Annotated in this window: 12 protein-coding genes; 8 read left to right on the top strand and 4 right to left on the bottom strand. The window is 52.1% G+C overall.

The window, feature by feature from the left end:
* The first annotated feature begins 100 nt into the window (after window positions 1-100).
* Window positions 101-1,429, top strand: coding sequence for an ATP-dependent RNA helicase SrmB (gene srmB / locus FDX04_RS17705; protein WP_137371289.1), 1,329 nt, complete (start codon window positions 101-103; stop codon window positions 1,427-1,429).
* A gap of 17 nt (window positions 1,430-1,446) precedes the next feature.
* On the opposite strand, the gene FDX04_RS17700 is transcribed toward srmB, so the two are convergent.
* A complete protein-coding gene (locus FDX04_RS17700) occupies window positions 1,447-2,343 on the bottom strand; it encodes a LysR family transcriptional regulator (RefSeq protein ID WP_137371288.1) in 897 nt (298 codons plus the stop codon).
* 102 nt (window positions 2,344-2,445) lie between these two features.
* Here FDX04_RS17700 and eamB point away from each other — a divergent pair, with 102 nt between their 5' ends.
* Window positions 2,446-3,033 carry a cysteine/O-acetylserine transporter gene (eamB, locus tag FDX04_RS17695; protein WP_042306633.1) on the top strand — a complete coding sequence of 196 codons (588 nt, stop codon included), beginning with the start codon at window positions 2,446-2,448 and terminating at the stop codon, window positions 3,031-3,033.
* Between the two features lie 78 nt (window positions 3,034-3,111).
* On the opposite strand, the gene grcA is transcribed toward eamB, so the two are convergent.
* Window positions 3,112-3,495 (bottom strand): autonomous glycyl radical cofactor GrcA, encoded by a 384-nt coding sequence (grcA, locus tag FDX04_RS17690; protein ID WP_005121223.1) that lies wholly within the window; start codon window positions 3,493-3,495, stop codon window positions 3,112-3,114.
* A 317-nt stretch (window positions 3,496-3,812) separates the two neighbouring features.
* Between grcA and ung the strand changes: the two genes are divergently transcribed.
* The gene (gene ung, locus FDX04_RS17685) at window positions 3,813-4,502 is read left to right on the top strand and encodes a uracil-DNA glycosylase (RefSeq protein WP_137360548.1); all 690 of its coding nucleotides are present in this window, start codon (window positions 3,813-3,815) and stop codon (window positions 4,500-4,502) included.
* A 33-nt stretch (window positions 4,503-4,535) separates the two neighbouring features.
* Here ung and FDX04_RS17680 read toward each other — a convergent pair whose 3' ends face one another.
* Window positions 4,536-5,615 (bottom strand): tRNA/rRNA methyltransferase, encoded by a 1,080-nt coding sequence (locus FDX04_RS17680; protein ID WP_137360547.1) that lies wholly within the window; start codon window positions 5,613-5,615, stop codon window positions 4,536-4,538.
* 207 nt (window positions 5,616-5,822) lie between these two features.
* Here FDX04_RS17680 and trxC point away from each other — a divergent pair, with 207 nt between their 5' ends.
* The 5 genes from trxC to FDX04_RS17655 all read left to right on the top strand — a co-directional run bounded on the left by trxC (window position 5,823) and on the right by FDX04_RS17655 (window position 11,545).
* On the top strand, window positions 5,823-6,242 hold the full coding sequence (gene trxC / locus FDX04_RS17675) for a thioredoxin TrxC (RefSeq protein ID WP_003037559.1): 420 nt from the start codon (window positions 5,823-5,825) through the stop codon (window positions 6,240-6,242).
* Window positions 6,243-6,311: 69 nt separating this feature from the next.
* Window positions 6,312-7,010, top strand: a complete 699-nt coding sequence (tapT, locus tag FDX04_RS17670; RefSeq protein ID WP_137360546.1) for a tRNA-uridine aminocarboxypropyltransferase — start codon at window positions 6,312-6,314, stop codon at window positions 7,008-7,010.
* Window positions 7,011-7,046: 36 nt separating this feature from the next.
* Window positions 7,047-9,707, top strand: coding sequence for a protein lysine acetyltransferase (pat, locus tag FDX04_RS17665; protein ID WP_042306626.1), 2,661 nt, complete (start codon window positions 7,047-7,049; stop codon window positions 9,705-9,707).
* Window positions 9,708-9,821: 114 nt separating this feature from the next.
* Window positions 9,822-11,177, top strand: a complete 1,356-nt coding sequence (gene pssA / locus FDX04_RS17660; protein ID WP_038642732.1) for a CDP-diacylglycerol--serine O-phosphatidyltransferase — start codon at window positions 9,822-9,824, stop codon at window positions 11,175-11,177.
* Between the two features lie 32 nt (window positions 11,178-11,209).
* Window positions 11,210-11,545: a YfiM family lipoprotein gene (locus FDX04_RS17655; protein ID WP_371415446.1), complete on the top strand. Its 336-nt coding sequence runs from the start codon at window positions 11,210-11,212 to the stop codon at window positions 11,543-11,545.
* Here the strand turns inward: FDX04_RS17655 and FDX04_RS17650 are convergent.
* Window positions 11,542-12,840 carry an MFS transporter gene (locus tag FDX04_RS17650; RefSeq protein ID WP_042306624.1) on the bottom strand — a complete coding sequence of 433 codons (1,299 nt, stop codon included), beginning with the start codon at window positions 12,838-12,840 and terminating at the stop codon, window positions 11,542-11,544. The two genes, FDX04_RS17655 and FDX04_RS17650, sit on opposite strands and share 4 nt — an antisense overlap.
* Window positions 12,841-13,067: the final 227 nt, after the last annotated feature.

Raw genomic sequence — 13,067 nt, 5'->3', positions numbered from 1 at the left:
AGCATAGGATAAAAACAATACCTGAGAAGCTATATCCATACAAACAGATGAAGATTGCAGCCGTAACGTCTATAATCAGCGCCCCACACAGAGGTAGAACATGACTGTAACGACTTTTTCCGAACTTGAACTCGATGAAAGCCTTCTGGATGCCCTCCAGGAAAAAGGTTTCACTCGCCCGACCGCCATTCAGGCTGCCGCCATTCCGCCTGCGCTCGATGGCCGTGATGTACTCGGTTCTGCGCCGACAGGCACCGGTAAAACGGCGGCATATTTGCTGCCAGCGTTGCAGCACCTGCTCGACTTCCCGCGCAAAAAATCTGGCCCACCGCGCATTTTAATTCTGACGCCAACGCGCGAACTGGCGATGCAGGTTGCCGAACACGCCCGCGAACTGGCGAAGAATACGCATCTGGATGTCGCCACGATTACCGGCGGCGTGGCTTACATGAACCACATGGAAGTCTTTAGCGAAAACCAGGATATCGTGGTCGCCACCACCGGTCGTCTGCTGCAATACATCAAAGAAGAGAACTTCGACTGCCACGCGGTTGAAACGCTGATCCTCGATGAGGCAGACCGTATGCTGGACATGGGCTTTGCCCAGGACATCGAACATATCGCCGGTGAAACCCGCTGGCGTAAGCAGACGATGTTGTTCTCTGCCACGCTGGAAGGCGACGCGATTAAAGATTTTGCCGAGCGCCTGCTGGAAGATCCGGTCGAAGTATCGGCGGATCCATCGACCCGCGAACGCAAGAAGATCCACCAATTTTACTACCGTGCCGATGACATCGAGCACAAAACGGCTTTGCTGATCCATCTGTTAAAACAGCCGGAAGCAACCCGTTCGATTGTTTTTGTACGTAAGCGTGAGCGTGTGCACGAGCTGGCAGGCTGGCTGCGCCAGGCAGGCATTAATAACTGCTATCTCGAAGGCGAGATGGTACAGATTAAGCGTAACGAAGCGATCAAACGCCTGACCGATGGTCGTGTGAACGTGCTGGTTGCGACCGATGTTGCCGCTCGTGGGATCGATATTCCTGACGTTAGCCACGTGTTTAACTACGACATGCCGCGCAGTGGTGATGCCTATCTGCACCGCATTGGTCGCACAGGTCGCGCTGGCCGTAAAGGTACCGCGATTTCTCTGGTTGAAGCGCACGACCACCTGCTGCTTGGTAAAGCGAGCCGCTATATCGACGAACCTTTGAAGGCACGCGTTATTGACGAACTGCGTCCGACGACTCGCGCCCCAAGTGAGAAATCTAACGGCAAGCCGTCCAAGAAAGTGCTGGCTAAGCGCGCCGAGCAAAAAGCCAAAGAAAAAGAGAAACCGCGCGTGAAGAAACGTCACCGCGACGCCAAAAATATCGGCAAACGTCGTAAGCCGAGCGGAGCTGCTACCCTGCAGTCCGACAAAGAGTAAACCGAATGCCGGGCCATTTAGCCCGGCATTTTTTCACGTGATGCAAAACTCTCTTCAATACACTCAAGAAACACCCGCATCGCCGGGCTAACGACTTTTCCGGCATGATAACCACACAATGCCGTAATTAACTCAGGTTGTTCACTGAACGGTAATTCAATCAACTCCCCTGAACGTAACTCCTTCTCGACAGCAAAACGTGGCAAAAAACTGACGCCAAGATTTGCCGATACGCAGTGCTTTATGCTCTCAATACTCCATAACTCAATCGTATTTTCCAGCGTAATCTGACGCTTACGCAGTAACCCCTCGAAGCGTTGTCTGAAAATACATTGCGGCTCATTAATGATAAAGCTACAGGGAATGTGCTGGTTATGCCGGGTGAAATCAACATGCTGCAGCAGAGGCGACGCAACCAGCACCAGTGACTGATCGCCCAGCGCTATCATCTCCAGCGCATCGTCATTACCAACACGATAAAACACGCCCAGATCAACCTCATCACCCAGCAACGCATCGCGAATGACATAGCAGTTGAGCGACTGTAAGGACAACCGCACATGAGGCGCGCGTTGTTTAAAACGCTGTAATACCTGCGGCATTTTATACGCCAGCAGTGTTTCACCGGTCGCAACGCGTAGATCGCCGCTCGGCTGCGTATCCTGCTGCGCTGACTGGCGAATCGATGCCATCACGCGGGTCAGGTCGTGTATATGCGGCATCAACCGTTTGCCCTCACTGGTGAGACACATTCTGCGGCCAATTTTTTCGAACAACTGCACCGAAAGCTCTTGCTCAAGCTGTTGAATATGAAACGTGACGGTCGATTGTGTACAGCAAAGTTTTTGCGACGCCCGCAGGAACGAGCCCTCTTCCACCACCGTTTTTAACGTAATAAATCGACGTAAATCCATCCGCACCAACCCATCGAAATTATCGAACTGAGAATGCAAAAACATTCATTTTTTTAAATGTTTTAACTCGGGTACTGTCTACCAAAACAGAGGAGATGACAAGTGACCCCCATGCTTTTAAGTGCATTCTGGACCTATACATTGATTACCGCGCTAACCCCCGGACCCAACAATATCCTTGCGCTCAGTGCTGCGACGTCACACGGTTTTCGCCAGAGTACGCGCGTGCTTGCCGGGATGAGTCTGGGCTTTTTAATCGTCATGTTGATGTGTGCCGGGATTTCGTTTTCGCTTGCCGCGATGGATCCGGCCATCATCCACTGGCTCAGTTGGGCAGGCGCGGCATATATCTTATGGCTGGCATTGAAAATCGCCACCAGCCCGGCGGCAAACGATAATTTGCAGTCCGAACCGATCGGCTTCTGGACGAGTTTTGGCTTGCAGTTTGTTAACGTCAAAATCATTTTGTACGGCATTACCGCGTTATCCACGTTTGTACTGCCCTATACGCAGGAAGCTCACTGGCTGATTGGGGTGAGTATTCTGCTGGCGCTGATCGGCACCTTTGGTAATGCATGTTGGGCGCTGGCTGGCCATCTTTTTCAGCGTCTCTTTCGCCGTTACGGCCGACAGTTGAATATCATTCTGGCGCTGCTGTTAGTTTATTGCGCAGTGAGAATTTTTTACTAACGGATATAAAAAAGCGGAAGACGCGCTGGCATCTTCCGCTTTTGATTCTCTGCTAAACGGGGTTATTCCCCGCGAGCCTTACAGGCTCTCAGTAAAGGTACGAGCAATAACGTCGCGCTGCTGTTCTGGGGTCAGAGAGTTGAAACGTACCGCATAACCAGACACACGGATGGTCAGCTGCGGATATTTTTCCGGATGCTTAACCGCATCTTCCAGCGTTTCGCGACGCAGAACGTTCACGTTCAGGTGCTGGCCACCTTCCACGCGGACTTCCGGCTGTACATCTACCGGCACTTCACGGTATTCGATTTCACCCAGTTTGCTGACGGCAACGACGTCATCTGCATTGAAACCTGCTTTCGCAACGATGCAGCGTGCTTCGCCTTTTTCGCTGTCCAGCAGCCAGAAAGAGTTCAGCAGGTCGTCGTTTGCAGCTTTAGTAATCTGGATACCTGTAATCATTTGATGCCTCCCCGGCAAAATTATTTGATCTCGGTTGGCCGTCATCCGGCCAATTGGTAAAACCATTGTTGCTTGAGTGTATATATACCCCTCACACACCCTTGAATCTTTGATTTAAATCAACAAAAACCACACATGAAAAGTGGTGATAGGTGGATTTTATTGTTTTACATCAACTTACGCCACGTACGCAGCTAAACTTTTTACATAAATTTTCAACTATCTTTAAGACCCAGGCCGTTGAGAAACGTAGAGAATTTTGCGACGTAGTAAGAAGCAGTTAAGCTAGAGGGATTGAAAATTCGCAGGAGAGCGAGATGGCCACCGAATTAACCTGGCACGATGTGCTGGCAGATGAGAAACAGCAGCCTTATTTTGTTAACACGCTACATACTGTCGCTGGCGAGCGTCAGTCGGGTATGACAATTTACCCGCCGCAAAAAGATGTGTTTAACGCTTTTCGCTTTACCGAACTTGGCGACGTGAAAGTCGTCATCCTGGGGCAGGATCCTTACCACGGTCCAGGCCAGGCACACGGTCTCGCGTTCTCTGTTCGTCCGGGTATTTCCACTCCCCCATCGCTGCTGAACATGTACAAAGAGCTGGAAGCGACGATTCCTGGCTTCACGCGCCCAACGCACGGCTATCTGGAAAGCTGGGCACGTCAGGGGGTGCTGTTACTTAATACCGTACTCACTGTCCGCGCCGGTCAGGCACATTCTCACGCCAGCCTGGGCTGGGAAACCTTTACCGATAAAGTCATCAGCTTGATTAATCAGCATCGCGAAGGCGTCGTTTTCCTGCTCTGGGGTTCACACGCACAAAAGAAAGGCGCGATTATTGATACCCAGCGTCACCATGTGTTGAAAGCGCCGCATCCGTCACCGCTCTCAGCACATCGCGGTTTCTTTGGCTGCAATCACTTTGTACTGGCCAATGAATGGTTGGAACAACAAGGTGAAAAACCGATTGACTGGACGCCGGTGTTACCAGCAGAAAGCGAGTAAAAAAATGCCAGCGATTCGCTGGCATTTTTATTATCAGGCTTTGTTCTGACGCCACCACTCCGCGAGCAGTACGCCGGTTGCCACAGATACGTTGAGCGTTTCAACGTTACCCGTACCGTCAATCGCCACGCACAGGTCGTCAGCTGAGCATGCCGCTTCCGGCAGCGCTTCACGCTCACGCCCTAATACCAGCACCATTTTTTCCGGCAGCGTGGTAGTAAACAACGGTTTGCCTTTCACGCTTGAGGTCATCACTACCGTGTAACCTGCCTTACGGAAGTCGTCCAGCACATCGACAATGCTGTCACCGGTGATCGGCTGAACGTGCTCTGCGCCACCTTCAGCGGTACGGATAGCCGCACCTGATTCCAGCAGCGCCGCATCCTGTACCACCACGCCTTTCACACCAAAGTGGGCGCAGCTACGCATCATTCCGCCCAGGTTGTGCGGGTTAGCGATGTCTTCCAGAGCCAGTACGCAATCCTGCGCTCCAGCCTGACCCACCCACTGCTTAACGGTGGTACCGTTACGTTTTTTGATCAGGAAACAAACACCGCCATGGTGCTCAGTACCGGAAGCTTTCGCCAGCTCTGCTTCGTCAACCACGTGGTAGGCTTTGCGGTTTGCCGCCATCCAGCGTAATGCTTCTTTAAAACGCGGGGTGACGCTCTGCACAAACCAGGCGCGAACAATAGCGTCCGGGCGACTCTGGAACAGAGCCTGACAAGCATTCTCACCGTAAACGCGGGTTTCTTCCGCGCGCTGACGACGTAAGACTTCAGGATCGATAAAACTCTTGCCGCTAATACCGCCATGATCGGCTTTATCCGCCGCATCATCATTCGGTGCGCGGGACACGGTACGCCATGGTGAATCTTCACGTCTGCGATCGCGTTCTGTATCGCGGTCACGACCACGTTCACGGCCGCGTTCGCTGTTCGGACCCTTTCTGTCATCACGGGCAGGGCGACGACCGCCTTCGGCTCGGGAAGTACCGGGGCGTCCGCCGCCTTTACCAGTACGTGGATTTTGGGTGCGTTTATCCGAGTCATCGTCACTGCGGACGTACATCACTTTGACCTTGCCGTTTTTGTTCTTCAGTTCGTCGCTCATGTTTTTCTCCACCTGCTCTGCGCGAAGCGCGCAGATTACCCGATGTGCACGTCGTTAGCCATTATTTCATTTAAAAGCTAAGGACTATTGTACTCATTGAATAAAACGCATTGTTGTTTAGAACAGACTCCCCGATAATATGTAACATAATAGAAACATACTGGCGTCACTGCCATGAAGTCCACACTACTCATCCAGAGGTTAGTTATGAATACCGTTTGTACCAGCTGCCAGGCTATCAACCGCATTCCCGACGATCGTGTCCAGGAAGCGGCTAAATGCGGACGCTGTGGTCACGACCTGTTTGATGGGGAGGTGATCAATGCGACCGGTGAAACACTGGATAAACTGTTAAAAGACGATCTCCCAGTGGTGGTTGATTTTTGGGCCCCCTGGTGCGGGCCATGCCGTAACTTTGCCCCAATTTTTGAAGATGTCGCGGAAGAGCGTAGCGGTAAAGTGCGTTTTGTTAAAGTAAATACGGAAGCCGAGCGTGAACTCAGCGCCCGCTTCGGTATCCGCAGTATTCCGACCATCATGATCTTCAGAAAAGGTGAAATCGTCGACATGCTCAATGGCGCCGTCCCTAAGGCACCGTTTGATAGCTGGCTTAACGAATCACTATAATCTCTACGGGGCGCATCTTGTGCCCCGTTTTCACCTCTGCGACAATGGCGTTTTTCAACGTGTTTCCCCATGACCGATAACGCTGTTCTTCAGTTACGCGCTGAGCGCCTCGCGCGCGCCACCCGTCCTTTCCTCGCCCGAGGTAACCGTATTCGTCGCTGCCAGCGCTGCCTGCTGCCGCTGAAACTCTGCTTGTGTGCAACATTAGTACCGTCTGAGGCAAAAAGCCGTTTTTGTCTGGTCATGTTTGATACCGAGCCAATGAAGCCCAGCAATACGGGACGTTTAATCGCCGATATTTTGCCAGATACCGCGGCTTTTCAGTGGTCACGCACCGAACCGCCGCAGGCGCTGCTTGAGCTGGTGAAGAATCCTGATTACCAGCCGATGGTCGTGTTCCCGGCTTCCTATGCGGGCGAAGAGCGCGAAGTGATTTTCGCGCCGCCAACCGGTAAACCGCCATTGTTTATTATGCTCGATGGCACCTGGCCGGAAGCGCGTAAAATGTTCCGCAAAAGCCCGTACCTCGACAACCTGCCGGTGATCTCCGTTGATTTATCGCGCCTATCTGCTTATCACCTGCGTGGTATTCACGCCGAAGGGCAATACTGTACTGCCGAAGTGGCTATCGCTTTGCTGGATCTGGCTGGTGATACGCAAGCTGCGGAAGGATTAAGCGCTCACTTCACGCGCTTTAAAACCCGTTACCTGGCAGGAAAAACCCAACATCAGGGGAGCGTCACAGCAGACTCCACAGAAAGCGTTTAAAATCATTCGGTCACTGGAGTCATTAAGGAAGCCGATATGAGTCAACGTGGTCTGGAAGCACTACTGCGACCGAAATCCATTGCGGTGATTGGGGCGTCGATGAAGCCTAACCGCGCGGGTTACCTGATGATGCGTAATCTGCTTGCCGGCGGTTTCAATGGGCCAGTTCTACCGGTGACGCCCGCCTGGAAAGCGGTATTGGGCGTACTGGCCTGGCCCAATATCAGTAGCTTGCCTTTTAGCCCCGACCTCGCCGTATTGTGCACCAATGCCAGCCGTAACCTGGCATTACTCGAAGCACTTGGCGAGAAAGGCTGTAAAACCTGCATTATTCTTTCGGCTCCCGCGGCCCAACATGCAGAACTGTTGGCCTGCGCCTCACGCTATAAAATACGCCTGCTGGGTCCCAACAGCCTGGGACTTCTCGCCCCCTGGCAGGGGCTTAACGCCAGCTTTTCCCCCGTCCCGATTAAGCGCGGCAAGCTGGCTTTTATCTCTCAATCCGCCGCCGTATCCAATACCATACTCGACTGGGCACAGCAGAGAGAAATGGGCTTTTCTTACTTCATCGCGCTGGGTGACAGCCTGGATATCGACGTTGATGAACTACTGGATTACCTGGCACGCGACAGCAAAACCAGCGCGATATTGCTCTATCTCGAACATTTGAGCGATGCCCGGCGCTTTGTCTCTGCCGCCCGTAGCGCCGCGCGCAACAAACCCATTCTGGTGATTAAGAGTGGCCGTAGCCCGGCAGCGCAGCGTTTACTGCACACCAGCGCCGGAATGGACCCAGCCTGGGACGCAGCAATCCAGCGCGCCGGTTTATTGCGAGTACAAGACACTCACGAGCTGTTCTCAGCGGTCGAAACCCTGAGTCACATGCGCCCGCTGCGTGGTGACAGGCTGATGATCATCAGTAACGGCGCCGCACCTGCCGCACTGGCATTGGATGAGCTATGGTCGAAAAATGGCAAACTCGCCACGCTGAGTGAAGATACCTGCCAGAAATTACGCGATGCGCTACCAGCCCATGTTGATATCGGCAACCCGCTGGATCTGCGTGACGATGCCAGTAGCGAACACTATGTAAAAGCGCTGGATATTTTGCTCGCCAGTCAGGACTTCGACGCGCTGATGGTGATTCATTCGCCCAGCGCCGCCGCCCCCGGGACCGAAAGCGCGCAAGCGTTGATCGAAGCAGTAAAGCAGCATCCACGAGGGAAATTTATCTCCTTACTGACCAACTGGTGCGGGGAGTTTTCTTCTCAGGAAGCCCGTAGGCTATTTAGCGAAGCAGGGTTGCCCACCTACCGTACGCCGGAAGGGACCATCACCGCGTTTATGCATATGGTCGAGTATCGGCGTAACCAGAAGCAACTGCGAGAAACGCCTGCGCTACCGGACTACCTGACCACTAATACTGCCGAGGCGCATAATCTGTTACAGCAAGCGATTGCCGAAGGAGCCACATCGCTGGACACCCATGAAGTGCAGCCGATTTTACAAGCTTATGGCTTACACACGCTCCCGACCTGGATCGCCAGCGACAGCGCGGAAGCTGTGCATATCGCAGAGCAGATCGGCTATCCGGTGGCGCTCAAGCTGCGTTCACCTGATATCCCGCATAAGTCGGAAGTTCAGGGGGTAATGCTCTACCTGAGAACGGCAACAGAGGTACAGCAGGCCGCGAACGCGATTTTTGATCGGGTGAAAATGGCCTGGCCGCAGGCGCGCATCCACGGTTTATTAGTGCAAAGCATGGCGAATCGCGCTGGCGCGCAGGAGCTTCGCGTCGTCGTTGAACACGATCCGGTATTTGGCCCGCTGATTATGCTGGGTGAAGGTGGGGTTGAGTGGCGACCAGAAGAGCAAGCCGTGGTTGCATTGCCGCCATTGAACATGAATCTGGCGCGTTATCTGGTGATCCAGGGGATCAAAAATAAGAAGATCCGCGCTCGTAGCGCGCTACGCCCACTGGATATCGCCGGACTAAGCCAGCTTCTGGTGCAGGTATCCAACCTGATCGTCGATTGTCCGGAAATTCAGCGTCTGGATATCCATCCGCTGCTGGCCTCTGCCGGTGAATTTACCGCGCTGGACGTCACGCTGGACATTGCCCCTTTCACAGGCGATAACGAAAGCAGATTGGCTGTACGCCCCTACCCTCATCAGCTTGAAGAGTGGGTGGAGTTGAAGAACGGCGAGCGCTGCCTGTTCCGCCCCATTTTGCCAGAGGATGAACCTCATCTGCAGCAGTTCATTTCTCAGGTAACAAAAGAAGATCTTTATTATCGCTATTTTAGTGAGATCAACGAATTTACCCATGAAGATTTAGCCAATATGACACAGATCGACTACGATCGTGAAATGGCCTTTGTCGCTGTGCGTTGTAGAGATAATCATGAAGAGATCCTCGGCGTGACGCGAGCTATCTCGGATCCTGATAACGTAGATGCCGAGTTTGCCGTCCTGGTTCGTTCTGATCTCAAAGGACTTGGACTGGGTCGCCGATTGATGGAAAAATTAATTGCCTATACCCGAGATCACGGACTTAGACGTTTGAATGGTATTACGATGCCAAACAATCGCGGTATGGTCGCCCTGGCCCGGAAACTCGGGTTCGTTGTTGACGTCCAACTCGAAGAGGGGATTGTTGGGCTAACGCTTAATCTGGCCCAATTTGAGGAATCGTGAGTAAGGTACTGGAAATGTTGACCACATTAATGGGTACTGGTGGTATCATTGCCCGCTTATGTCGTCTGCATAGCACAGAGGACCCTTCAATGAACAGAGAAGAAATGCACTGTGATGTTGTCAAAATTTAAGCGTAATAAACATCAACAACACCTTGCCCAACTACCCAAGATTTCTCAGTCAGTTGATGATGTAGATTTCTTTTATGCTCCCGCTAATTTCAGGGAGACTCTGCTGGAAAAAATAGCCAGCGCGACGCGACGGATCTGCATTATTGCGCTGTACCTGGAACAGGATGACGGTGGCAAAGGCATACTCGACGCGCTCTATGCGGCAAAACGGCAGCGTCCTGAACTGGATGTCCGGGTGCTTGTCGACTGGCACCGAGCCCAGCGCGGGCGCATTGGTGCTGCGGCATCAAATACCAATGCTGACTGGTATTGCCGCATGGCGCAAGAAAACCCTGGTATCGATATTCCTGTCTATGGCGTGCCGATTAACACGCGCGAAGCCCTTGGCGTTCTGCATTTCAAAGGCTTTATCATCGATGACAGCGTCCTGTATAGCGGTGCCAGCCTGAACGATGTTTATCTGCATCAGCATGATAAATATCGCTACGACCGTTATCAGTTGATTCGCAACGCGCAAATGGCCGATATCATGTTTAATTGGGTGGCGCAAAACCTGATGAATGGTCGCGGCGTTAATCGTCTTGATGATATCAATCGCCCTAAAAGCCCGGAAATTAAAAACGACATTCGCTTGTACCGTCAGGAACTGCGGGATGCGTCATTCCATTTTCAGGGGGATGCGGATAATGAACAGCTTTCTGTTACGCCGCTGGTTGGACTCGGAAAATCCAGTCTGTTAAATAAGACTATTTTCCACCTCATGCCCTGCGCAGAGCACAAACTCACGATTTGTACCCCTTATTTCAATCTGCCCGCCATACTGGTGCGCAATATCATTCAACTGCTGCGTGAAGGGAAAAAGGTCGAAATCATTGTCGGTGATAAAACTGCCAACGACTTTTACATCCCGGAAGATGAGCCTTTTAAAATCATCGGCGCGCTGCCTTATCTGTATGAAATTAATCTGCGCCGTTTTCTGAGCAGACTGCAATATTATGTGAATACCGATCAGTTGGTCGTGCGCTTATGGAAAGATGATGACAACACTTATCATCTGAAAGGCATGTGGGTTGATGATAAATGGATGCTGCTCACCGGCAACAACCTTAATCCTCGAGCCTGGCGTCTGGATCTGGAAAACGCCATCCTTATCCACGATCCTAAGCAAGAGCTGGCGCCCCAGCGCGATAAAGAGCTGGAGCTTATCCGCACGCATACCACCGTGGTGAAGCACTACCGCGACCTGCAAAGCATTGCTGACTATCCAGTCAAGGTGCGCAAGCTCATCCGTCGACTACGCCGTATTCGTATCGACAGATTAATTAGCCGTATTCTGTAACCAAGACCCCGTCCAGTGACGGGGTTTTTCCTATGGAGACAACGGTGCGCCTGTTTATTCTTACCAGTATCCTGGCTATTTCGGGCTGCAGCCACATGGCAAACGACCGCTGGAGCGGACAAGACAAAGCTCAACACTTTATCGCCTCCGCCATGCTTGCCGCAGCCGGCAATGAATATGCCCAGCATCAGGGCAACAGCCGCGATCGCAGTGCGGCTATTGGTTTGATGTTCTCAGTCAGCCTGGGCGCATCAAAAGAGCTGTGGGACAGCCGCCCCGCTGGGAGCGGCTGGAGCTGGAAGGACTTTGCCTGGGATGTTGCGGGCGCCTCAACCGGCTATGCAGTCTGGCAACTGGCACATCATTAGAGGCGCAGCCCTTTCCCCTTGCCATGCAGCATCAGCGATACTAAAAATGCGATGACTGCCAGCGCGGTAACGTACCAGAAGAATGTGGTTTCCATACCGATGGATTTCAGGGATAAGGCAACATATTCGGCTGAACCACCAAACAGGGCATTCGCCACCGCATAAGATAACCCAACCCCCAGGGCGCGCACCTGTGCCGGAAACATCTCAGCCTTCAGAATGCCGCTGATAGACGTATAGAAACTCACGATCAACAAGGCACACATTACCAGAGCAAACGCCATATACGGAGACGTCACGTTTTGCAACGCTGTCAGAATGGGAACGGTAAAAATCGCGGCTAATGCGCCAAAGCATAGCATGGAAGTACGTCTGCCAATTTTATCTGACAAAGCGCCAAACAATGGTTGCACCAGCATGAATACACACAGTGCCGCCGTCATAATCCCACTGGCTACGTTGGCATGCATACCAGCGGTGTTAACCAGGTACTTCTGCATATAGGTTGTGAAGGTGTAAAAACACAGCGAGCCAGCAGCGGTAAAGCCAAGCACCATGACAAAGGCTTTGCGATTACGCCACAGACCTTTCAGAGAGCCCGCTTCTTTTAACGCACGAACATCCTGTTTCGAGGTTTCATCCAGCTGACGACGCAGCCATAGCGCGACAATAGCCAGCACTGCACCCAGCGCAAATGGAATACGCCATCCCCACTCTCTGAGCGCAGAGTCTTCTAACGTTTGCTGCAAAATGACCACAACCAGCAATGCCAGTAGCTGCCCGCCAATTAACGTTACGTACTGGAAAGAAGCATAAAAACCTTTCTTACCTTCAATAGCCACTTCACTCATGTAGGTAGCGCTGGTCCCGTATTCACCGCCGACAGACAGCCCCTGAAATAATCTGGCCAGCAGCAGTAGCGCAGGAGCCCAGGTACCAATCGTTTCATACCCCGGAAGACAAGCGATCACCAACGATCCCATACACATCATACAAACTGACAACAGCATGGATTTTTTGCGCCCGTGCTTATCGGCGATGCGACCAAACAACCATCCGCCGATAGGGCGCATCAGAAAGCCTGCGGCAAAAACGCCGGCAGTTTGTAAAAGTTGGGTGGTGGTGTTTCCTGAGGGAAAAAAGATATGTGCAAAATAGAGAGAGCAGAAAGAGTAGATATAGAAATCAAACCATTCGACCAGGTTCCCTGATGATGCTCCAACAATCGCCCAAATACGGCGACGAGTATCGCCGTCTGTCAGCGCTCCGTTCTCAGTTACACTGCTATCAGCCATTCGAATTATACCCCTGCCAAGGATCGCGTGAATTTATCAATGCTAGTTGTGTCTTTTTTGGTAAATTAAATGTTATATAATTGTTATAATTAATTATGAGATATAAGTCACGGTTTTAATTAGCAGAGAAAGGATTCGGATATGTTTGAGGAAATAGAGTCGAAGGTCGGATAAGGCAACGGGCAGGTTTCATTTCGTACAGACGCAAAAAAGCCCATCCGGCAGGA

It is taken from the genome of Citrobacter sp. wls615, from assembly GCF_005281355.1.
GTDB lineage: Bacteria > Pseudomonadota > Gammaproteobacteria > Enterobacterales > Enterobacteriaceae > Citrobacter > Citrobacter werkmanii.
Note: the sequence above shows the minus strand (reverse complement) of the source record. Positions and strands in the feature narration are given on the sequence as shown.

What these genes read in the sequence shown, in the direction of transcription:
- srmB (WP_137371289.1), top strand. Translation starts at nt 101, where the DNA reads ATGACTGTAACGACTTTTTCCGAACTTGAACTCGATGAAAGCCTTCTG.
- FDX04_RS17700 (WP_137371288.1), bottom strand. Translation starts at nt 2,343, where the DNA reads ATGGATTTACGTCGATTTATTACGTTAAAAACGGTGGTGGAAGAGGGC.
- grcA (WP_005121223.1), bottom strand. Translation starts at nt 3,495, where the DNA reads ATGATTACAGGTATCCAGATTACTAAAGCTGCAAACGACGACCTGCTG.
- ung (WP_137360548.1), top strand. Translation starts at nt 3,813, where the DNA reads ATGGCCACCGAATTAACCTGGCACGATGTGCTGGCAGATGAGAAACAG.
- FDX04_RS17680 (WP_137360547.1), bottom strand. Translation starts at nt 5,615, where the DNA reads ATGAGCGACGAACTGAAGAACAAAAACGGCAAGGTCAAAGTGATGTAC.
- trxC (WP_003037559.1), top strand. Translation starts at nt 5,823, where the DNA reads ATGAATACCGTTTGTACCAGCTGCCAGGCTATCAACCGCATTCCCGAC.
- tapT (WP_137360546.1), top strand. Translation starts at nt 6,312, where the DNA reads ATGACCGATAACGCTGTTCTTCAGTTACGCGCTGAGCGCCTCGCGCGC.
- pat (WP_042306626.1), top strand. Translation starts at nt 7,047, where the DNA reads ATGAGTCAACGTGGTCTGGAAGCACTACTGCGACCGAAATCCATTGCG.
- pssA (WP_038642732.1), top strand. Translation starts at nt 9,822, where the DNA reads ATGTTGTCAAAATTTAAGCGTAATAAACATCAACAACACCTTGCCCAA.
- FDX04_RS17655 (WP_371415446.1), top strand. Translation starts at nt 11,210, where the DNA reads ATGGAGACAACGGTGCGCCTGTTTATTCTTACCAGTATCCTGGCTATT.
- FDX04_RS17650 (WP_042306624.1), bottom strand. Translation starts at nt 12,840, where the DNA reads ATGGCTGATAGCAGTGTAACTGAGAACGGAGCGCTGACAGACGGCGAT.